We start from the raw sequence: 20,378 nt of genomic DNA on the forward strand, positions 1-20,378 counted from the left end.
AAATTTCAGGAGTGGTAAAATGAATTATAGAGTAGCGGTTTTAGGACCAGGCTCTTGGGGTACTGCTTTGGCACAAGTCCTCGCCGAAAACGGACATGACGTTCGGATTTGGGGACATCGTGCTTCACAAGTAGAAGAAATCAACACCCAACACACGAATCAACGTTATTTACCAGATCATTATCTACCCGATTCCATCCAAGCATTCACCAATATGGAAGATGCAGTAAAAGACGCAGATGCGGTGCTATTCGTCATTCCAACGAAAGCAATACGTTCTGTTGCAAAAGAACTAGTGCCTAAATTGAATACAAAGCCAGTGATCATCCATGCAAGTAAAGGATTAGAACAGGGAACACATAAAAGGATCTCTGACATCTTGTTAGAGGAAATCCCAGCAGAAAAAAGAAAAGCTGTTGTTGTTCTTTCTGGACCAAGCCATGCAGAAGAAGTAGCGAAACATGACATCACTACGATCACAGCTGCAAGTACAGATGCAAAAGCAGCAAAATATGTACAAGAGCTGTTCATGAATAATTATTTTCGGATCTATACCAATCCTGATGTGATCGGTGTAGAGATGGGGGCAGCTTTGAAAAATATTATTGCTATTGGTGCTGGCGCTATTCACGGCTTAGGGTTTGGCGATAATGCAAAGGCAGCAATCATGACGCGCGGATTAGCTGAGATCAGCCGTTTAGGTGTAGCAATGGGTGCCAACCCGCTGACCTTTATCGGATTAAGCGGAGTAGGCGATCTAGTCGTTACTTGCACAAGTGTTCATTCTAGGAACTGGCGCGCAGGCAACTTGTTAGGACAAGGGCAGCCCCTAGAAGAGGTGCTAGCCAATATGGGAATGGTCGTTGAAGGTGTGAATACTACCCAAGCAGCGATGGAACTAGCCCAAATAATGGAAATCGAAATGCCCATCACTCAAACAATCTATGAAGTGCTGTATGAACAAAAAGAAATCAAAACAGCCGCAAAAGAAATCATGTTACGTGATGGGAAAAAAGAAAATGAATTCTCATTAACAATTTTTTGAAGGAGCGAATGTATATGAAAGTCAAAAAAGCAGTTATTCCAGCAGCAGGATTAGGAACAAGATTTTTACCAGCAACAAAAGCTATGGCAAAGGAAATGTTGCCAATTGTTGATAAACCAACAATCCAGTTCATCGTTGAAGAAGCGTTGAAATCAGGAATCGAAGACATCTTGATCGTTACAGGAAAAGCTAAACGACCAATCGAAGATCACTTTGATTCAAATATTGAATTAGAAACAAACCTAAGTGAAAAAGGAAAGACCGAATTATTGAAATTAGTAGAAGAAACGACAGATGTCAACTTGCATTTCATCCGTCAATCTCATCCAAAGGGTTTAGGACATGCCGTTCTTCAAGCAAGAGCCTTTATTGGAAATGAACCGTTTGTCGTTATGCTAGGCGATGATATCATGGAAGATGAAGTACCATTGACACAGCAATTAATCGATGATTACGAACGTACTCATGCTTCTACGATCGCCGTTATGCAAGTTCCTCATGATGAAACTTCAAAATACGGAATTATCAATCCAGGAGAAGTATTGGAAGATGGGTTATACAATGTCAAAAACTTTGTTGAAAAACCAGATCCAAGCAAAGCACCAAGTGATTTAGCTATTATTGGACGTTACTTATTGACTCCAGAAATTTTTGATGTATTGTCCGAGCAACAACCAGGAGCCGGAAATGAAATCCAACTAACTGACGCAATCGATACATTGAATAAAACACAACGCGTATTTGCCCGTAAATTCACAGGTAAACGTTACGATGTCGGTGACAAATTTGGTTTTATGAAAACAAGTATTGAATATGGTCTAACACATCCAGAAGTAGGTGCACCTTTACGTGAGTATATCCTGTCTTTAGGTAAAACATTAGAAGCAGAAGGAAGCAAGATCGATCATAATCCAAAAGGAATAACAGAAATCAAAGAAGAAAAGAAAAAATAACCCTTTTTTCTAACGAGCTTCAGCTGCTAATTGAATAAAAAGTAGTTGAAGCTCGTTTTTATTTGTTTAAAAAACACGAAAATGCTATCCTTATAGAAAAGAGAGACAAGAAGGGAGTTTGATCATGTCAGGAGGAGAAATTGCAGGATTGATTGCAGCAATCGCCTTTGCGATACTTGTCGTTTTTATCGTTCGTGTGTTGTTGCAAGTTTCTAAAACTTTAGAAAAAGTAGATCAGACTGTAGCAGAAGCAAATACGACGATCGAAATCGTCACAAAAGACGTAGATCTTTTGTCTAGACAAGTAGAAGGCTTGCTGGTCAAAAGTAATGAACTGCTCTTGGATATCAATGGAAAAGTCGCAACGATCGATCCATTGTTCACAGCAGTTGCTGATTTAAGTGAAAGTGTATCAGAACTTAATCATTCTAGTAAAAACATCGCGACGAAAGTCGGCGGAATCGGTAAAGCGACAGCTAAAGCGACGGTTGCCGGAAAAGTCGGTGGGACAGCGATGAAATTTTTTAAAAACAAAAAACATACTGAAACGACAGGAGGAAAATAAAAATGGCTAAAAAAGGTGGATTTTTATTAGGTGCAGTAGTCGGAGGAACAGCCGCAGCAATCGCCGCGTTATTGTTAGCACCAAAATCTGGTAAAGAACTTCGGGATGAATTAGCTGCCCAAGCGGATGATTTGATGGATATGGCTTCAGATTACACAGATATGGCGAAAGAAAAATCGACTGAGTTAACAGGTATTGCAAAAGAAAAAGCGCAAGATCTTTCTCAACAAGCAGGTGATCTAGCAGGTAGTGTCAAACAAAAAGTAAGTGAATCAGCAGATGAAGCAGGAAGTGAATCTGACGATATCTTGTTAAATCTTAAAGAACAATCAGCTGACTTATCTAATCGTTTCAAAAAAACGGCAGAAGATATGAAAAAACCTGCAGATGAATTAGGAAGTATTGCTAAAGATACTTCAGAAGATATCATGATTGATGTAAAAGACGCTGCTGGTAAAGCAGGAGATACTGTCAATGAAGGAATGTCAGAAGCAAAACCAGTTGCAGATGACACAAAAGAAATGATGAAAATGGCAAAAGAAGATGCGAAAGAAGCTAAAAAAGAAATAAAAGATACAATGACAGATTCATCTACAAATCACTAAAATCACAAATTTATAGAATAAAAAGGTGGGAGCGGACTAGCTCTCACCTTTTTTACTCTTATTTTTCTAAAACAAGTAATTCTTTTGGTGTAGTCGTGAATGGCACACAGCCATCGCTTGTCACATATACACAGTCTTCGATACGTACCCCTACTTTTTCAGGAATATAGATTCCTGGTTCAAGAGAGAAGCACATCCCTTCTTCGATTACTAAGTCATTTCCTTCTACAAGGGAAGGGAATTCGTGGACGGTTGTTCCGATCCCGTGACCTAAACGGTGATTGAAATATTCGCCGTAGCCATAGCTGTTGATCACGTTTCGTGCGATTTGATCAAGTTCACCTGCTGTCACACCTGGACGGACGGCTTCTTGTGCGGCAAGCTGTGCTTCAAGAGTGATGTTGTATATTTTTTCTTGGAAGTCGGTTGGTTTTTGATAAGCAATTGTACGAGTAGCATCACTGCAATAGCCATTCCAAACAACGCCAAGATCGAATAACACAAGTTCATTCGGTGAAATCTTCGTGTTTCCTGGTGTACCATGAGGGCTTGCAGCATTTGCTCCTGCAAGGACTAATGTGTCGAAAGACATTTGTGAAACACCTTGTTTTTTCAATTGGTATTCGATTTCTGCAATGATCGCTTGTTCAGTCACGCCTTCTTTCACTGCTTTAAAGCCAATCTCAAATGCAACATCGGCCCATTTACCAGCTTCGATCAGTTTGTCTTTTTCCTCTAGAGTTTTGATCAGTTGTAGACGTTGGATGATGGAAGTTAGATCAGTGTAAGAATCCGTTCCCGTCAAGATATCAGAGATAGCATCGAAGCGCTCGACAGTCAAGGCGTTCTTTTCAATCCCTACATTGCCAGGCTGACCATAGCGAGCACGAAGTTCTTTTCCGATGATCTCCCAAGGGTTTTCGCTGTCTAAATAGCCACGGACATCATACGCCCAACTACTGTTTTGAGCATCTTCAACTTCCAAAGCAGGAGTGAAAAGGAAAGGATCTTGTTCAAGAGGGATAAAAAGAGCTAGTACACGCTCATGAGGATCACTTTCGTATCCGGAAAAGTAAGCGATGTGGCCAGGGTCGCTGATATAAGCCAATTCGACTTGGTGTTGTGCCATCCATTGACGTAGTTCATTGATTTTTACGTTATTCATTTGGCAACCTACTTTCTAAATTAATTTTGTATTCAATAATTGTACCACTGATTTATTAAAAGACCAACGTTCTAAAAACTGAAAAAAGTAAAAATTTTCATGAAAACAGAGATAAAACGGTTGCAATTCTTGAGATTATTTGATATTCTATTTTAGAAATGTAAGACGTATTTTCAGAAAACATATAAAATATGAATAGGAGAACACAAATGGAAAAGCAAACAATCACTATCTATGATGTAGCGAGAGAGGCAAATGTTTCGATGGCTACTGTTTCACGTGTCGTAAATGGCAATCCAAACGTCAAACCAGCAACAAGAAAAAAAGTCTTGGAAGTTATCGATCGCTTGGATTATCGTCCAAACGCAGTTGCGCGTGGCTTGGCAAGTAAGAAAACAACAACAGTTGGGGTAATCATCCCTGATGTCAGCAATATGTTCTTTGCTTCTTTAGCACGTGGTATCGATGATGTGGCAACAATGTACAAATACAATATTATCTTAGCAAATTCAGATGGTAACGACCAAAAAGAAGTCAATGTATTGAATAACTTACTGGCTAAGCAAGTGGACGGCGTGATCTTCATGGGTCACCATATCACAGACGAAATCCGTGGAGAATTTTCACGTTCAAAAACTCCTGTTGTATTAGCTGGCTCTATTGATCCAGATGAACAAGTAGGTAGCGTAAACATTGATTATGTATCAGCAACAAAAGATGCAGTAAACAAATTGGCAAAAAGCGGCAATAAAAAAATTGCTTTTGTCAGTGGTGCGTTGATCGATCCTATCAATGGACAAAATCGTCTGAAAGGCTATAAAGAAGCATTAAGCGAAAATAACCTACCATATAGCGAAGGATTGATCTTTGAAGCACAATACAACTTCAAAGATGGTCTATCTCTAGTCGATCGGATCCATAATAGCGGTGCAACAGCTGTCTATGTTTCAGATGATGAATTAGCCATCGGTATTTTGGATGGTTTATTAGACCGTGGCGTGAAAGTACCGGAAGAATTCGAAATCATCACAAGTAACAATTCACTACTGACAGAAGTAGCTCGTCCTCGTTTAACAAGTATCACACAACCATTATACGATTTAGGGGCGGTATCTATGCGCCTATTGACGAAAATGATGAATAAAGAAGAAGTCGAAGAAAAAACGATTATCTTGCCTTATGGAATCGAAGAAAAAGGATCTACAAAATAATAAAAGGACAACCATTCAGAGGTTGTGAGCCTGCCGTTTAACTCTGCGTTACAAGGAGCAATTTCAAAAAACAGCATTTCATGTTTGATGAATATTGTGACTCGTGATTCGGAGTTGGCAGGAGAACACCGTTTATTCGGGAAAAGGGGCTATGACAAAATTTTGTTATAATCCTTTTTTTTGTCTTAAAAAAGAGAGAAAGTGGTTGAAATTACATTTATCGTATATAAAACAATCCGTGTATAGATGCTGCATTATGTTCACCACCATCAAAAAAATAAGGGACTGTGACAATACTATTGTCACAATCCCTTATTACTGTGTATTCTATTAAATCAATCATCTTTCTCATCTGATTCTTTGGTTGCTTGATTCGCTCTTGCATAAGCTGAAGCGGTGTTCCAGTAATCTGTATAGTTTTCATCGGTACCGCCAACGCCAAATTTAAAGGCGCTTTTCTTCGGTCCATTTTTCGCCCATAGCGATTCAACTGTTTTTCCTGGTGTTTGGATGGATTTTTTATTGACAGTAACTTTTCCAGGTGTTTGACCAGTAAATCCAGATACTTTTTTCTTCATCACATCAGATGATAATTCGAATTTCTCATCAGTGCCAAAAATGTCAGGTTTTGCTTGGTAAGCTTGATTGATCAGATTGGCAAGATAATTAGCCGAACGTATCCTTGCTTTGCTGTCCATTCCGGTATTGTCATCGTGCCCTGCCCAGCTACTGATGGTAATAGACGGAGTAGAGACAATTAGCCATGAATCTCGGTATTCATTGGTAGAACCAGTTTTTCCGACCCAATCTGCTTTTCCTAGATTTCCGTTTAAGCTTGAGATGGCATCTTTGAATGGTGTAGTGATTTTTGCATTGATCACACTGCGCATCATGTCATTCATGATCGATGCCGTTGCTTCCGAATAGATCCGGACAGAGTTGCTTTCGTGTTTATAAATTACATTTCCTGCGTTATCTGTGATGGAATCGATGATATAGCCTTCTTCATAGACGCCGCCGTTTGCTAAAGCCTGAAATCCATTGGTCTGTTGAAGCGTCGTGACATCTACTGTACCTAAAGGAGCAGATTCAACGCCCCAATTGTCATTTGCCGGGTAGTTCATCTTTGCCAAGTAGTGCTCGTAAGCATATTGTTTCGATCCACCGGAATTCAACACATCTTGATATAAGTGATAAGCCGGGATATTGTTGGACCATTCTAGTGACTCACGGACGGTTTGGAAGGTGTTCGATCCTTCGTTAGTAGCATTGACGATTTTCTCGCCAGCATTTTCTCCTTCTTGCCAAGTTGTTGCATAATCTGATACACGGGATTCTGATCCGATAAGCCCCATGTCGATTGCAGGTCCATAAACAAGAACTGGTTTGATTGATGAGCCAGCTTGACGTTCTGTATCGAAGGCATGGTTATTTTGATTCTGACTGTAATTCCGTCCGCCAACGAATCCGTAGATGCGGCCAGTTCTGTTATCCATCAATACATTTCCGGTTTCTACTTGACTGCCAGCACCATCATCTAACATGTATCCATAATTTTCTACGCCATTTTGCAATGCAGCATAGACATCTTTATCGATTGTCGAATGGATTGTATATCCTTTATTTTGGATCGTTTGCTGTGCCTTTTGATAATAAGCGTCACTGACCGATGAATCAGACATATCAGCGTTGTCTTTTTCAGCCAATTGTTGTGCAATGATTCTTGTTGCTTCATTCATCACAGTATAATACAAGAATTCTCTGTCAGTCTGTTCTGCGATTTGTTGTGGTAGAAAGTCTTTTGTAAGGTCATAGGCTTTTGCTTCTTCGTATTGTTCTTTCGTAATTTGGCCTTCACGATACATACTGAATAAAACAAAATCTTTTCTGGCAAGGCCGGCAGAAAGATCTTCTTTTAGCGCACCTGTGTTCGTGTATGGACTATACGTGATCGGGCTTTGGGGTAATCCAGCGATATAAGCAGCTTGCGGCAGCGTCACATCTTTTGCATCTACACCAAAGATTCCTCTTGCAGCTTCCTGGACTCCAGCAATGTTTTGTCCCTTATTATTACGACCAAATGGTGAGACATTCAAATACGTAGCAATGATCTCATCTTTTGAAAAGTATTTTTCTACTTGTGCAGAAAGAATGATCTCATTTGCTTTACGTTTGAATGTTGTTTCATCTGTAAGGATCTGCTGTTTGACTAATTGCTGTGTCAAAGTTGATCCACCAGAAGAGCCAATACCAGTAGCTTCAGATACTAATGCTCGTAAAACAGCTTTAGGAACGTAACCTTGGTGTTTATCGAAGTATTCATCCTCTGTGCTGATAATTGCAGTTTTCAATAAAGGTGAAATTTTATCAGATGAAATAGTCGTGCGCATCAGATCTGTCTGGATTTTTGATATCTCTGTATTATCTGCATAAACAATCTTTGACGTTTCTGTAATGTTTCCTAGTTCTGTCTGCAGTGCTTTTTTAGTCGGCAATTGTGTGTCTTCGACGAGATAGGCAAAATAGCCAGCGCCTATTCCAATACCTAGAGCTGCGAACATCAAAAGAAGAACAGTAATAAAAACAGTCAATGATTGAAAAACTCTAAAAATAATCTTAGGAACAAACCATTTTTCTTTTTTTCTTCTATTCTGTTTTTTTCGAGTATTTTTGCGTGGCAAAAGGGTCACCTCAACTAATGGTTTTATTTCGCTAATTATAGCAAATAATAGAACAAAAAAACAGACAAGGCTGTTTTTGGCAGGAATTTCTTTTTTAAAGGAGTTAAAACGTGAGAAAATGATCTTTTTTATAAAAGAGTTCTTAAGCTTTTCTTTAGAGAAAATTTCAGTTACTATGGAGAACAGGGCAAAGAAAAATCAATCATTTTCTTTGTATATCATCTTACCAATATATAGGAATTGTTAGTAACAATTGCCTTTCAAGGAGGAATCCATCCATGTTATTAGGCTCACACGTCAGCATGAGCGGAAAGAAAATGCTGTTAGGAGCAGCAGAAGAAGCAGCCAGTTATGGATCTTCGACTTTTATGATCTATACAGGCGCCCCTCAAAACACTAGAAGAAAAGCCATCGAAGAGATGAATATTGATGCCGGAAAAGCGTACATGGCAGAAAACGGTCTAACAAATATCGTCGTTCATGCCCCTTATATCATTAATTTGGGGAATACGATCAAACCAGAAATGTTTCCTTTTGCCGTCCAATTTCTGAGAGAAGAGATTGTTCGTGCGGAAGCTTTAGGCGCTACTCAAATTACACTTCACCCAGGTGCTCATGTAGGGGCAGGAACAGAAGCCGGAATTGCTAGAATTATTGAAGGCTTGAATGAAGTTTTGACAAAAGAACAGACGGCACAAATCGCTTTGGAGACAATGGCAGGTAAAGGTACGGAAATCGGTCGAACATTTGAGGAATTAGCGCAAATCATCGATGGAGTAAAATTGAATGAAAAATTATCCGTTACTTTTGACACCTGTCATACGAATGATGCCGGTTATAATATTAAAGAAGACTTTTCAGGTGTAATGGAAGAGTTTGATAAGATCATCGGGTTAGATCGGCTTAAAGTACTCCATATCAATGATTCTAAAAATCCGCAAGGTTCGCATAAAGACCGGCACGCCAATATTGGTTTTGGAACAATCGGATTCGACACGCTGAATAAGATCGTCCATGATCCAATGTTTGACAATATTTCGAAAATCTTGGAAACTCCCTATGTCGGCAAAGATAAAAAGAAAGCTTACGCACCATATGGAAAAGAAATCGCCATGTTCAAAGCACAAATATTCGATCCAGAAGTGTTTCCTGAGTTATTAGCAGAAGAAGTGATACTCTAAGATTTTCTATCTGACAGCAGCAAAAAAGGACCAGGCACATTGCCTTGTCCTTTTTTGTTTAAGAAACAAAGGAGTGCTTTTTGCAGTCTTTTTCATCATGCATCTTCTCCCCCCTCTTTTTAAATTTAGACAAACAGGGTATACTGGTAGAAAAGTAAAAAAACGAAAAGTTTCACAAGCAAGTGGCAAAACGTGATTGGAAGGACGAAAAGATGCTGAACACTTTAAAACCCTTGATCAACCAACTAAAAAAGAAACATACATACTTTATTCTTGGCATAGCCCTATTATTTACAATTATTCGTTTGTATTTATATAGTAAAGCAATCTATGGAACAGACATGTCGGCAACCTATGATGACCAGCTGCTGATTCGCTATGCTCAAAATATTTTGGACGGTAAATGGCTAGGGGAGTATACGACTACAACACTTTCCAAAGGAATCTCCTACAGCTTATTTTTAGTACTTGCACATAAACTGCATCTTTCTTATGCAGTTTTGTTCGGCATGTTCAGTATTTTTGCCAGTATATTGGTTGCACTCGCGTTTAAACCGATCGTGAAGAACAAGTATCTTCTTTTAAGTTTCTATTTTTATTTTTTGTTTTCTCCGATTAGTTTTACACATGAATATTCCACTCGAACGTATCGTAATGCCCTCGTGATTCCGGCTGTTGAGATCATTATCGCTTGTTTACTAGCTATTTATTACCGCAAATACGGTTCTAGCAGAAAATTGCTGCCATGGTTTTTAGGGCTTTCTGTCGCTTTTCCTTTCTTTTGGTTCATTCGCGAAGATTCTATCTGGCTTCTTCCTTTTACTGTAGTAGCTTTGGGTATCAGTTTCGTCCAGATCTTGCTAGGGCAAGACTTTTCTTTCAAAGAAGTAGAGAAGTTAAAAAAACGACTCTTTCTTCTCTCGAAACGGGAATGGCTGAAACTTTCATTGTTTTTACTTCCTATAGTTGGCTTTTCCATCGTCTATCAGTGGATCGAATATAAAAATGAGACAACATACGGTATTGCAACCATCAATGACCGTTCCAGTGGAGAATTTGGATGTTTGATGAAACAACTGATCCGAATAGATGATGAAACGAACTTGAATAAAGAAAACAGTGAGATATGGGTCTCACATGCTGCACTAAATAAAGCATTAGCCGCATCTCCTACATTCCATACTGTTTCTACCCGTATTGACGAATTATATACGACTCACGCGTGGACTCAAGGTGGAAAAGTAAAAGAATTACCCGGAGATATCATCTTTTGGGCATTGCGAGATGTGGTAAGCGAATCTGGTTATTACCAAAACAATGCAAAAGAAACCAATGATTTTTGGAAAAAAGTCAACCAAGAATTAGAAGAAGCCTATCACAAGGGAACCATCAAAAAGAAAAAAGAGTTCTATCTGATGGGATCAGGAGATGGAAAGACGATGAGTGATCTGCCAATCGTATTCGATTTCCTTCAATCAGGATACGCTTATGCATGGCGATATAAAGATTTCCATCAAGGAGGAAATTATAGTTTCGGAACGCAAGAACAAGTCAAACAGGCTCAAGAATTATTAAACCTTCCGCTAATGGAGAATTGGATCGATAGTAATGAACCGAGAACACCTAATTTCCAATTAACAAAATCAGCAAAAGTCGCGAATGTCATCATAAAAATTTACCAAGTTCTGGCTATTCCCGTGCTGATTGCTTCAATAGCAGGGATATTACTTATGATACTAGGAACCGTATTTGCAAAAGCTGATCGTGCCTATTATAGTTCCTCTTTGATTGTGGTCACCGGATTAATACTGACACAATTGGTTTTTCTTTTCGGTGTCTCGTGGTTTTGTTCTTATGCGCCAGAAAAAAAGGATTATTTTTTAAGTGTCTACACTGGCGCAGGCGTGCCGTTAACGCAATTCATCGTAGTAACAAGCATGCTAGTTTTCAGTAAATTAAATCTGAAAAAAGCTTTATCTTCTAAATAAAAAGACCCTTGGTAGCTAGATTTTTAACCTAACTATCAAGGGTCTTTGTGTGGAAAAATCAGTTTTTATTCGATTTCTTCTACCGTTTCCTGCAAACGCTGTTCATATTTTTTGTTTCCTTTATATAAATCACCAATCGTCCATGCCAACAGGAGAAGGACAAGAACAATGATTACATAAGCGATGTGATCAGCCAATGCTAGTTGAGCGGAAGTGGCTTGCTCGCCGAAGAAACTTTCGATCTGTCCTGGTAATCCTCGTAAGTTCAAGTAAGTTAGACTAATCACAGAGAACCAGCCAAGAAGTTTTACGATGAATGAATTTTTAAATCGGCTACCCATCTCCGCTTGGCTGTTGGTCATCATCAGTAAAGGGATCATCGAAAACGGCAACGCAAAAGCCAAGAACACCTGGGATTCATTCATTAAGTTATTCAAAGCGGTATGTTCTTCGATCGTTCCTTTTGTACTTGTAAACAAAACACAAATCAATACAGGAATCACAGAAAGCAATCGTGTGACCAGTCTTCTTAGCCAAATCGGGATACGCATATGGATGAATCCTTCCATGATGACTTGACCGGTCAACGTACCAGTAATAGTAGAGTTCTGGCCAGAAGCAAGAAGTGCTACAGCAAATAAAGTGGACAAGATACCAGATTTTGCTACAGCAATCAAGATACCATTGCTCATAGCTGATGGATCAGATAAAGCTTCATACAGACCAAAAAAGGAAGGATCTTGAACAGAACCGGTTTTGAAGACAGCGACACCCATAATCAATAGCAGCGCATTGACTAGAAAAGCCATCGACAATTGGATATTAGAGTCCCAAGTAGAAAAACGTACAGCTTGTGCTACATCTTCTTCGTCTTGGTGATCGATCTTCCGAGTTTGTGAAACTGCTGAATGAAGATATAAGTTATGCGGCATGACTGTTGCACCAATAATCCCTAAAGCTCCAGTCAGCGGAGTTTCGCCACCAATGACAGGTGAGTCGGAGAATGTATGGCTGTTAGGGATAAAGCCAGCAAATAAACTGTGCCAATCTGGGTTAGACAAGCCAACTTGATAGACAAAAACGAATAAAATGACGAAAATTAAGCAGACAACCAGTGCTTCGATCTTACGAAACCCGACTTTTGTCAGTAGTAAGAGAACGAAAACATCTAATACAGTAATAAAGACGGCAATCACTAATGGAATATCAAAGAGCAGGTAGAGGGCGATTGCTGCACCAATGACTTCTGCGATGTCTGTTGCCATAATGGCTAATTCAGTCAAGATCCATAAAATGACACCCAATGTCTTACTTGTCCGTGCTCGGATTGCTTGGGCCAAATCCATTTGGGTTACGATTCCTAATTTTGCTGCCATATACTGTAAAAGCATAGCAATCAGACTAGACATCAAAATAACTGACATCAATAAATATTGGAAATTTTGTCCACCAGTGATCGAAGTGGACCAGTTACCTGGATCCATATAACCAACTGCTACTAATGCACCTGGTCCAGAGTAAGCAAGAAGTGTTTTAAAAAAACTTTTCCCCTTTGGTACATCAACTGTTCCATTTACTTCAGCTAAAGATAAACCATTTGTATGTTCAATAAGTCGATGCTTATGAAATTGTTTATTGGATTGATTATTCAAGAAAAAACCACCTTTCCTATTTATCTACGATTACATTCTACACCTCAAAAAGAAAAAATTAAAGAAAAATATTCGGTATGCCTAATTTTTTTTTGTGGCTCGTCTTGCTAGATGACGAAAGAAATTTTGTTCTCCTCTAAAAAAACCACTATTTTTTGCATGAAACTAAAGAATACGCCTTTCTTTTTTCAATAAACTTTAGTAAAATAAGTCATTGAGAGCAATTCGGAAATAGAAAGGAGAGATTTATATGTTATCAACAGGTATTGTCGTACTTATTGCTATTATTGCTTTGCTAATCGGCGCAGTAGGTGGCTTTTTCCTAGCGCGTAAATATATGAAAGACTATTTAGAAAAAAATCCTCCCGTTAATGAGGACATGTTGCGATCAATGATGATGTCAATGGGACAAAAACCATCTGAGAAGAAAATTCGCCAGATGATGCAGCAAATGAAGAACCAAGGGAAAAAATAGGTTCTGACCCAACGACTTTTTACGGGCTGATTTTTTCAGTCCGTTTTTTATTTTGTAATTTGTTAGACTATTCAGATTATTCAGCAAAAAGACAAGCACAGACAATCCTAGGCTCTTGATAAAGACAAAGGAGGAGTAAAATGTCGATTTTTAGAAAGTTAGGCTGGTTTTTTCGTCAGGAAAAGAAACATTATTTAATTGGGGTTTTCTCGCTATTCGCAGTGGCCTTGGTACAGTTAGTTCCTCCAAAAGTGATTGGGATCATCATTGATGAGATTGCCGATAAAAATTTATCAGTAAAGATCATTTTCGGGTGGATCTTCCTATTGATTATCGCTGCTTTCTTACAATATCTTTTTCGTTATATCTGGCGGACGAATATTTGGGGAAGTGCAGCTCGGTTGGAGAAAGAACTTCGGCAGCAGTTATTCAAACATTTTACAAAAATGGACAATCTCTTTTACCAAAAATATCGGACTGGGGATTTGATGGCTCATGCAACGAATGATTTGAATGCGATCCAGAATGTAGCAGGAGCTGGTATCTTGACCTTTGCAGATTCAGTGATTACGGGCGGAACAACGATCATTGCGATGATTTTGTTTATTGATTGGCGCTTAACACTGATTGCGCTGATTCCTCTGCCTTTGCTGGCCGTCACTTCACGAGTGCTGGGGTCGAAACTCCATGATGCTTTTCGTGATTCGCAAGAAGCTTTTTCTAGTATCAATGATAAGACACAAGAAAGTATCACTGGGATCAAAGTCATTAAAACATTTGGACAAGAAAAAGAAGATCTAGCGGATTTTGAAGAAAAGATTGAAGATGCAATTATTAAAAACAAACGAGTCAATTTTCTAGACTCCTTATTTGATCCATTCATTACCTTGATTATCGGTCTGTCTTATGTTGCAACAATTATTTTAGGTGGAAAGTATGTCTTGGAAGGCACGATCTCGATCGGGCAGATGGTCTCATTTATTAGTTATATCGGTATGCTTGTTTGGCCGATGTTTGCGATTGGTCGATTGTTCAACGTATTGGAAAGAGGAAATGCTTCTTATGATCGCGTCAATGAACTTTTGCATGAAAAAACGCATATCGTGGAACAACTGGGTGCAGTGCAGACCCCGGCAAAAGGCGAGCTGAATGTAGCTATTTCCTCTTTTAATTATCCGAAAGAAGAATCACCAGCATTAGAACAAATCAAGTTTGCAATCCAAGAAGGAGAAACATTAGGTATTGTTGGGAAAACTGGTGCGGGAAAAACAACGATCATCAAATTACTGATGCGTGAATACGATGATTATCAAGGGAAAATCCAATTTGGCGGACGTTCGATCAAAGAATATTCATTGAATGCTTTATTAGGATCAATCGGCTATGTGCCTCAGGATCACTTCTTGTTTTCGATGACCATTCGAGATAATATCCGTTTTTCTAATCCAAAACTTTCAGAAGAAGAAGTAGAGCATGCGGCTTCTTTAGCATTTATCAACAATGAAATCAAGGAATTACCAAAAGGTTATGATACCTTAGTTGGAGAACGTGGAGTCTCTTTATCTGGCGGACAGAAACAAAGGATTTCGATTGCTCGAGCATTGATCAAAAATCCTGAATTATTAATATTAGATGATGCACTTTCTGCAGTAGATGCCAAAACAGAAGAAGCTATCTTGCATAATTTAAAAGAAATAAGAAAAGAGAAAACAACTATCATTGCAGCTCACCGTTTAAGTAGCGTGATGCATGCAAAAGAAATCATTGTTGTCGATCAAGGGAAAATCATTGAACGAGGAACCCATCATGAGCTGCTTGCACTAGGCGGCTGGTATGAACAAATGTGGGAGAAACAGCAATTAGAAGCGAAGATAGAAGGAGGCGAGGCCTGATGGATGAAAATTATCAATCGGAATGGACAAAATCGATTCCACTTAAAGAACAGAAAAAGATCATCAAACGACTGATGAAGTTCGCCAAACCTTTTAGAACAACGTTCATCGTTGCTATCTTATTTGCGTTTGCTCTGTCTGTGATCAATGTCCTATTGCCAAGGATCATCCAAACTTTTATGGATGATCATCTGGCTAAACAGTCGGCTACGACACAAGTTATTTTGTTTTTTGCTGGTATGTACTTATTTGGAGTCCTAGTAAAAAGTATCATTTGGTTTTTCCAATGGTATTTGTATTCCATGGCTTCATTGAAGACCTATCAGTATATTAGGGTAAAATTATTTGAAAAGCTGCATACACTAGGTATGCGTTATTTTGATCAGACACCGGCAGGATCAACCGTTTCTCGAGTGACGAATGACACAGAAACGCTATTTGAATTTTGGTACGTCTTTTTGATGGTATTGACTGGGATCTTTGCAGTCGTTTCTTCATTCATTGCCATGTTTCAAATCAATGGAGAAATTGCCTTGTGGACTTTGGTGTTCTTGCCGATTTTAGGAATTGTCATCTGGTATTACCAGAAATTTAGTTCTCGTATTTACCGAAATATGCGGGAAAAATTAAGTCAGCTGAATACAAAATTGAATGAATCGATTTCCGGCATGCGTATTATCCAGCAGTTTCGCCAAGAAGCTCGTTTAGCTAAAGAATTTGAACAAGTGAACAATGAGTATTTAGACACGCGCTATGCGATGATCAAAACGAATTCGATTCTGTTAAGTCCGATCATCAATTTTCTATATGCATTGGCGATTGCGTTGGCGTTGACTTTATTTGGGATCGATGCGTTGCATTCTCCCGTAGAAGTTGGACTGATCTATGCATTTACGACTTATGTCCAGGGATTTTTTAATCCAATGTCTCAAATGATGGACTTTTTGAGCATCTTCACAGATGGGATGGTTGCTGGTAGTCGTATCTTGAAGATTATGGATACGGAAGAATATGCACCACAACAAAACCCTGGAGCAGATCAAATGATTACTTCAGGTAAGATTGAGTTTCGCAATGTAAGCTTTTCTTATGATGGAGAGCACAATGTATTAAACAATATCTCTTTTGTTGCTAATCCGGGAGAAACCGTTGCATTAGTGGGACACACCGGAAGTGGGAAAAGCTCGATCATCAATGTGTTGATGCGGTTTTACGAATTTTATGAAGGTCAGATATTGATTGATGATCATGACATTCGAGAATATCCAATGGAAGAGTTACGTAAGAAAATGGGGCTGGTCTTGCAAGATGCTTTCTTGTTTTATGGGGATATCGCAGGAAATATTCGGATGATGAATCCAGCTATCACAGACGAACAGATACGCCATGCGGCTGAGTTTGTTCAAGCAAACAAATTCATCGATGAATTACCAAAAGGATATCACTCAAAAGTGATCGAACATGGTGCCAGCTATTCTAGTGGACAACGACAGCTGATCACTTTTGCGCGAACAATCGTGACTGATCCTAAAATTCTAGTATTGGATGAAGCAACAGCAAATATCGATACTGAAACAGAAGGATTGATCCAAGAAGGATTGGCGAAAATGCGACAAGGACGGACAACGATTGCGATTGCCCATCGGCTGTCAACGATTCGAGATGCAGAATTGATTTTAGTTTTAGACAAAGGTCATATAGTAGAACGCGGGAATCATGAAACACTTCTAGCGCAAAATGGTTTGTATGCAGATATGTACAAACTGCAAAGTAGTGGTATATAAAAGATGTTGTGACAGTAGCATTTTGACCTAAGCACTAGAGTGAAAATAAAACATAGCTTCCCATATTTTTCATCTGTGAGAGTTAGTGTCGTAGTTACCAGATTTAAAAAAGACGACGTCAGCTAGTCAGAAGTGCCTAATAGCCCCTAAGAAAGCGTTGACAAAATCGTTTGCTTTCGATAATATAAAGAAAACGATACAACTTGGATAGTGATTGCCTGATGCAAGCTAAACCTGATGAGTCTCCCATGGTTTCATGGACGGCTTTTTGGGTTTTTCTTTTTGTTTTGGATACAGCCCTATATATCATGGAAAGGAGCAAAACATGCTGATTGAGAAAGTACTGAATAACAACGTCGTAATAACAAGGGATGAAAGAGATCGGGAAATGATTGTGATGGGAAAAGGATTGGCATTCAAAAAGAAGGTGGGTGACCCGATTCTTGACTCATGCATCGACAAAAAATTTCAGTTGACAAATGACGGACTTTCACAACAGTTCCAAGAATTGGCACAAGCGATTCCTCTTGAGTACTTAGAAATTTCTTGTGAAATCATTGAATATACAAAAGAGGCTCTGCAAGTCCATTTAAATGATTCTGTGTATATTTCATTGACGGATCACTTGTATACAGCTATCGAACGTCAAAAAATGGGGATCTTTGTGCCAAATGTATTGCTGTATGATATCAAACAACTGTTTCCTAAAGAGTATGCCATTGGGAAAAAAACAGTGAAGAAAATCTCGGATAAATACCACATCAAGTTATCAGAAGACGAAGCCGGATTTATCGCATTGCATTTAGTCAATGCACAAGGCATTCAAAGCCAGCAAGACAATACCTACCTGTTTACCACAACAATACAGGATATTTTAAATATCGTCCGCTATTACTATAAGATTACATTTGATGAAGATTCAGTCCACTTTTTTCGATTCGTCACACACCTGCGTTTTTTTCTGACACGTGTCCTAGATGGAGCGAAATCAGAAGATGGAGAAGTTTCTGAGGAATTGTTCCAAGTTATTCAAAAAAAATATAAGGATACGTTTGGTTGCGTTGAGAAAATAGCAGACTTTTTAACCGGGGCTTTCGACTACCAGATGTCCACGGATGAAAAAATGTATTTAACGATCCATACTGCGCGTTTAGTGCATGAGAATCGTTGTAAATAAATAAAAAAGGAGGACAAATTAACAAGAACGTATGAAATAAGGGTAGTGACATTCAGTTGGCTAAACCTTCCACTAATTAATTGGAGGGAATAGAAATGGGAAAATACCAGGAATTAGCAGAAAACATCGTAAAGAATATCGGAGGAAAAGAAAATATCCGTAGCTTGACACACTGTGTGACGCGACTTCGTTTCAAACTAAAGGAGGAAAATAAAGCAAAGGATGATGTTTTGAAAAAGATGGAAGGGATAGTCACCATCATGAAAAGCGGCGGGCAATATCAAGTTGTAATCGGGAATCATGTGCCAGATGTCTATGCAGAAGTACTGACAGTAGCCGGGATTTCCGATGAAGCAGAAGAAGAGGTTTCTTCAAGTAGTAATCTGTTCAATCGATTAATCGACATATTAAGTGGCTGTTTCCAGCCTTTTTTAGGTGCTTTGGCTGCAGCGGGAATGGTCAAAGGATTAAATGCTTTGTTCTTGTTTCTCAAATTTTATACTGAAGGATCGGGTACGTACATCATGCTGAATGGGATAGGGGATGCAATTTTTTATTTCATGCCAGTGATCTTAGGGTACACAGCAGCGAAAAAATTTCATCTGAATCCGATGGTGGGGCTCGTGATTGGTGCAGCACTTTGTTATCCGACTGTACAAGGAGCAGCACTACAAAGTGGTTTCCCTGATGGCAGTCCTGCGCCTTATAGCTTGCTGGGTCTTCCGGCTTATGAAACATTTTTGGGTATCCCATGGGTGGGCAGCAGTTATACTAGTAGCGTCGTACCTGTTATCTTCATTATCGCATTTGCCGGACAAGTCCAAAAAATTGCCAAGAAATGGATTCCTGCAGTCGTCCAGACCTTTTTGGTTTCTTTTTCTGTGTTATTAATCGCACTTCCTGCTGGCTTTTTGATTATCGGTCCGATTGTCAGTATACTGACAGATCTATTAAGCACGGGATTCCAAGCATTGATGGACTTTTCTCCAGCTGTGTATGGTGCAGTTCTAGGGTTTCTTTGGCAAGTACTGGTGATTTTCGGACTTCATTGGAGTATTATCCCTCTTGCGATTATGCAGCTAGCGCAAAATGGGTGGAGTCAGATGTTAGTAGGCGTTTATGGCGCGAGTTTTGCACAGACAGCAGTGGTATTGGCGATGTATTTCAAGTTCAAGGATCAAAAAATGAAGGCGCTTTGCATGCCAGCTGTGATTTCAGGAATCTTCGGCGTAACAGAACCGGCTATTTATGGAATCACCTTACCGAAGAAGAAGCCATTTATTTACTCGATGATTGGTGGTGCTGTTTCAGGAATCTATTTGATGGCATCTGGAACAATCAGCTACACAATGGGCGGATTAGGGATTTTTGGGGTGGTAAACTACATCACGGAAACAGACGCCAGTGGTATGTTTCAAGCGTTTATCGGCATTGCTATTGCTTCGGTAATCGGGTTTTCGCTGACTTTTTTCTTTTGGAAGGATGAAGCAGGTGAAACAGATGCTATACAGAAAAAATCAGGTAAAGAAATTGTAAAAACACCGATACAAGGACAAATCGCTCCACTAAATGCAGCGAAGGATGCAGCTTTTGCACAAGGAACACTAGGTCGAGGAATCTTAATCTACCCTGAAAAAGGAGAAGTACGTGCCCCTTTTGACGGAACAGTTATGACCCTGTTCCCGACGAAACATGCAATCGGAATGGTTTCTGAAACAGGGCTGGAATTGCTGATTCATGTCGGATTGGATACTGTGCAGTTGGAAGGGAAATATTTTGAAAGCTTAGTGCAGCAAGGAGAAAGAGTGAAACAAGGCGACCTGTTGCTACGCTTCGACAAAAAGAAAATCGAAAAGGAAGGATACAGTTTAGAAACACCTGTGATCGTCACCAATTACACGGATTATTTGGATATTTTGGAAAACCAAGGGGAGACGGTCGGGCCAGACGATGCACTTATCACCGCACTGACCTGAACGGTTAGGTGAAGAATGGACTAGGCTT

General features: G+C 39.3%; 15 protein-coding genes. 12 read left to right on the plus strand and 3 right to left on the minus strand.

Features of this window, described 5'->3' with window-relative positions; all coding sequences use genetic code 11:
* Nucleotides 1–19 precede the first annotated feature (19 nt).
* From PYW34_RS03660 to PYW34_RS03675, 4 genes are all read left to right on the plus strand, one after another.
* Nucleotides 20–1,045 carry an NAD(P)H-dependent glycerol-3-phosphate dehydrogenase gene (locus PYW34_RS03660; RefSeq protein ID WP_002294970.1) on the plus strand — a complete coding sequence of 342 codons (1,026 nt, stop codon included), beginning with the start codon at nucleotides 20–22 and terminating at the stop codon, nucleotides 1,043–1,045.
* A 14-nt stretch (nucleotides 1,046–1,059) separates the two neighbouring features.
* Nucleotides 1,060–1,998, plus strand: coding sequence for a UTP--glucose-1-phosphate uridylyltransferase GalU (galU, locus tag PYW34_RS03665; RefSeq protein WP_002289574.1), 939 nt, complete (start codon nucleotides 1,060–1,062; stop codon nucleotides 1,996–1,998).
* Nucleotides 1,999–2,122: 124 nt separating this feature from the next.
* The gene (locus tag PYW34_RS03670) at nucleotides 2,123–2,563 is read left to right on the plus strand and encodes a DUF948 domain-containing protein (RefSeq protein WP_002317874.1); all 441 of its coding nucleotides are present in this window, start codon (nucleotides 2,123–2,125) and stop codon (nucleotides 2,561–2,563) included.
* A gap of 2 nt (nucleotides 2,564–2,565) precedes the next feature.
* A complete protein-coding gene (locus PYW34_RS03675; RefSeq protein WP_002294968.1) occupies nucleotides 2,566–3,168 on the plus strand; it encodes a YtxH domain-containing protein in 603 nt (200 codons plus the stop codon).
* A gap of 58 nt (nucleotides 3,169–3,226) precedes the next feature.
* Here PYW34_RS03675 and PYW34_RS03680 read toward each other — a convergent pair whose 3' ends face one another.
* A complete protein-coding gene (locus PYW34_RS03680) occupies nucleotides 3,227–4,333 on the minus strand; it encodes an aminopeptidase P family protein (protein ID WP_002296134.1) in 1,107 nt (368 codons plus the stop codon).
* Nucleotides 4,334–4,542: 209 nt separating this feature from the next.
* Between PYW34_RS03680 and ccpA the strand changes: the two genes are divergently transcribed.
* Nucleotides 4,543–5,544, plus strand: coding sequence for a catabolite control protein A (gene ccpA, locus PYW34_RS03685; protein WP_002291653.1), 1,002 nt, complete (start codon nucleotides 4,543–4,545; stop codon nucleotides 5,542–5,544).
* A 335-nt stretch (nucleotides 5,545–5,879) separates the two neighbouring features.
* Here the strand turns inward: ccpA and PYW34_RS03690 are convergent, their stop codons facing one another.
* Nucleotides 5,880–8,225, minus strand: a complete 2,346-nt coding sequence (locus PYW34_RS03690; RefSeq protein WP_002289443.1) for a transglycosylase domain-containing protein — start codon at nucleotides 8,223–8,225, stop codon at nucleotides 5,880–5,882.
* Nucleotides 8,226–8,503: 278 nt separating this feature from the next.
* Between PYW34_RS03690 and PYW34_RS03695 the strand changes: the two genes are divergently transcribed.
* The gene (locus tag PYW34_RS03695) at nucleotides 8,504–9,406 is read left to right on the plus strand and encodes a deoxyribonuclease IV (protein ID WP_002289444.1); all 903 of its coding nucleotides are present in this window, start codon (nucleotides 8,504–8,506) and stop codon (nucleotides 9,404–9,406) included.
* A 212-nt stretch (nucleotides 9,407–9,618) separates the two neighbouring features.
* Nucleotides 9,619–11,394 carry a hypothetical protein gene (locus PYW34_RS03700; RefSeq protein ID WP_002332930.1) on the plus strand — a complete coding sequence of 592 codons (1,776 nt, stop codon included), beginning with the start codon at nucleotides 9,619–9,621 and terminating at the stop codon, nucleotides 11,392–11,394.
* 65 nt (nucleotides 11,395–11,459) lie between these two features.
* Here the strand turns inward: PYW34_RS03700 and PYW34_RS03705 are convergent, their stop codons facing one another.
* The gene (locus PYW34_RS03705; RefSeq protein ID WP_002294957.1) at nucleotides 11,460–13,046 is read right to left on the minus strand and encodes an Nramp family divalent metal transporter; all 1,587 of its coding nucleotides are present in this window, start codon (nucleotides 13,044–13,046) and stop codon (nucleotides 11,460–11,462) included.
* Between the two features lie 250 nt (nucleotides 13,047–13,296).
* On the opposite strand from PYW34_RS03705, the gene PYW34_RS03710 reads away from it, so the two are divergent.
* From PYW34_RS03710 to PYW34_RS03730, 5 genes are all read left to right on the plus strand, one after another.
* Nucleotides 13,297–13,521: a YneF family protein gene (locus PYW34_RS03710; protein WP_002294955.1), complete on the plus strand. Its 225-nt coding sequence runs from the start codon at nucleotides 13,297–13,299 to the stop codon at nucleotides 13,519–13,521.
* A 140-nt stretch (nucleotides 13,522–13,661) separates the two neighbouring features.
* On the plus strand, nucleotides 13,662–15,413 hold the full coding sequence (locus PYW34_RS03715) for an ABC transporter ATP-binding protein (protein ID WP_002332931.1): 1,752 nt from the start codon (nucleotides 13,662–13,664) through the stop codon (nucleotides 15,411–15,413).
* The gene (locus PYW34_RS03720; protein ID WP_002332932.1) at nucleotides 15,413–17,197 is read left to right on the plus strand and encodes an ABC transporter ATP-binding protein; all 1,785 of its coding nucleotides are present in this window, start codon (nucleotides 15,413–15,415) and stop codon (nucleotides 17,195–17,197) included. Before PYW34_RS03715 ends, PYW34_RS03720 begins: the two co-directional genes overlap by 1 nt.
* 325 nt (nucleotides 17,198–17,522) lie before the next feature.
* Nucleotides 17,523–18,374, plus strand: coding sequence for a BglG family transcription antiterminator LicT (gene licT, locus PYW34_RS03725; RefSeq protein WP_002327764.1), 852 nt, complete (start codon nucleotides 17,523–17,525; stop codon nucleotides 18,372–18,374).
* 95 nt (nucleotides 18,375–18,469) lie between these two features.
* Complete coding sequence (locus PYW34_RS03730) at nucleotides 18,470–20,350, plus strand: beta-glucoside-specific PTS transporter subunit IIABC (RefSeq protein ID WP_002334475.1); 1,881 nt, start codon at nucleotides 18,470–18,472, stop codon at nucleotides 20,348–20,350.
* Nucleotides 20,351–20,378 lie beyond the last annotated feature (28 nt).

It is taken from the genome of Enterococcus faecium (genome assembly GCF_029023785.1).
Taxonomy (GTDB): domain Bacteria; phylum Bacillota; class Bacilli; order Lactobacillales; family Enterococcaceae; genus Enterococcus_B; species Enterococcus_B faecium.

Coding starts and splice junctions, on each gene's coding strand:
- PYW34_RS03660 (WP_002294970.1), top strand. CDS start 20: ATGAATTATAGAGTAGCGGTTTTAGGACCAGGCTCTTGGGGTACTGCT.
- galU (WP_002289574.1), top strand. CDS start 1,060: ATGAAAGTCAAAAAAGCAGTTATTCCAGCAGCAGGATTAGGAACAAGA.
- PYW34_RS03670 (WP_002317874.1), top strand. CDS start 2,123: ATGTCAGGAGGAGAAATTGCAGGATTGATTGCAGCAATCGCCTTTGCG.
- PYW34_RS03675 (WP_002294968.1), top strand. CDS start 2,566: ATGGCTAAAAAAGGTGGATTTTTATTAGGTGCAGTAGTCGGAGGAACA.
- PYW34_RS03680 (WP_002296134.1), bottom strand. CDS start 4,333: ATGAATAACGTAAAAATCAATGAACTACGTCAATGGATGGCACAACAC.
- ccpA (WP_002291653.1), top strand. CDS start 4,543: ATGGAAAAGCAAACAATCACTATCTATGATGTAGCGAGAGAGGCAAAT.
- PYW34_RS03695 (WP_002289444.1), top strand. CDS start 8,504: ATGTTATTAGGCTCACACGTCAGCATGAGCGGAAAGAAAATGCTGTTA.
- PYW34_RS03700 (WP_002332930.1), top strand. CDS start 9,619: ATGCTGAACACTTTAAAACCCTTGATCAACCAACTAAAAAAGAAACAT.
- PYW34_RS03710 (WP_002294955.1), top strand. CDS start 13,297: ATGTTATCAACAGGTATTGTCGTACTTATTGCTATTATTGCTTTGCTA.
- PYW34_RS03715 (WP_002332931.1), top strand. CDS start 13,662: ATGTCGATTTTTAGAAAGTTAGGCTGGTTTTTTCGTCAGGAAAAGAAA.
- PYW34_RS03720 (WP_002332932.1), top strand. CDS start 15,413: ATGGATGAAAATTATCAATCGGAATGGACAAAATCGATTCCACTTAAA.
- licT (WP_002327764.1), top strand. CDS start 17,523: ATGCTGATTGAGAAAGTACTGAATAACAACGTCGTAATAACAAGGGAT.
- PYW34_RS03730 (WP_002334475.1), top strand. CDS start 18,470: ATGGGAAAATACCAGGAATTAGCAGAAAACATCGTAAAGAATATCGGA.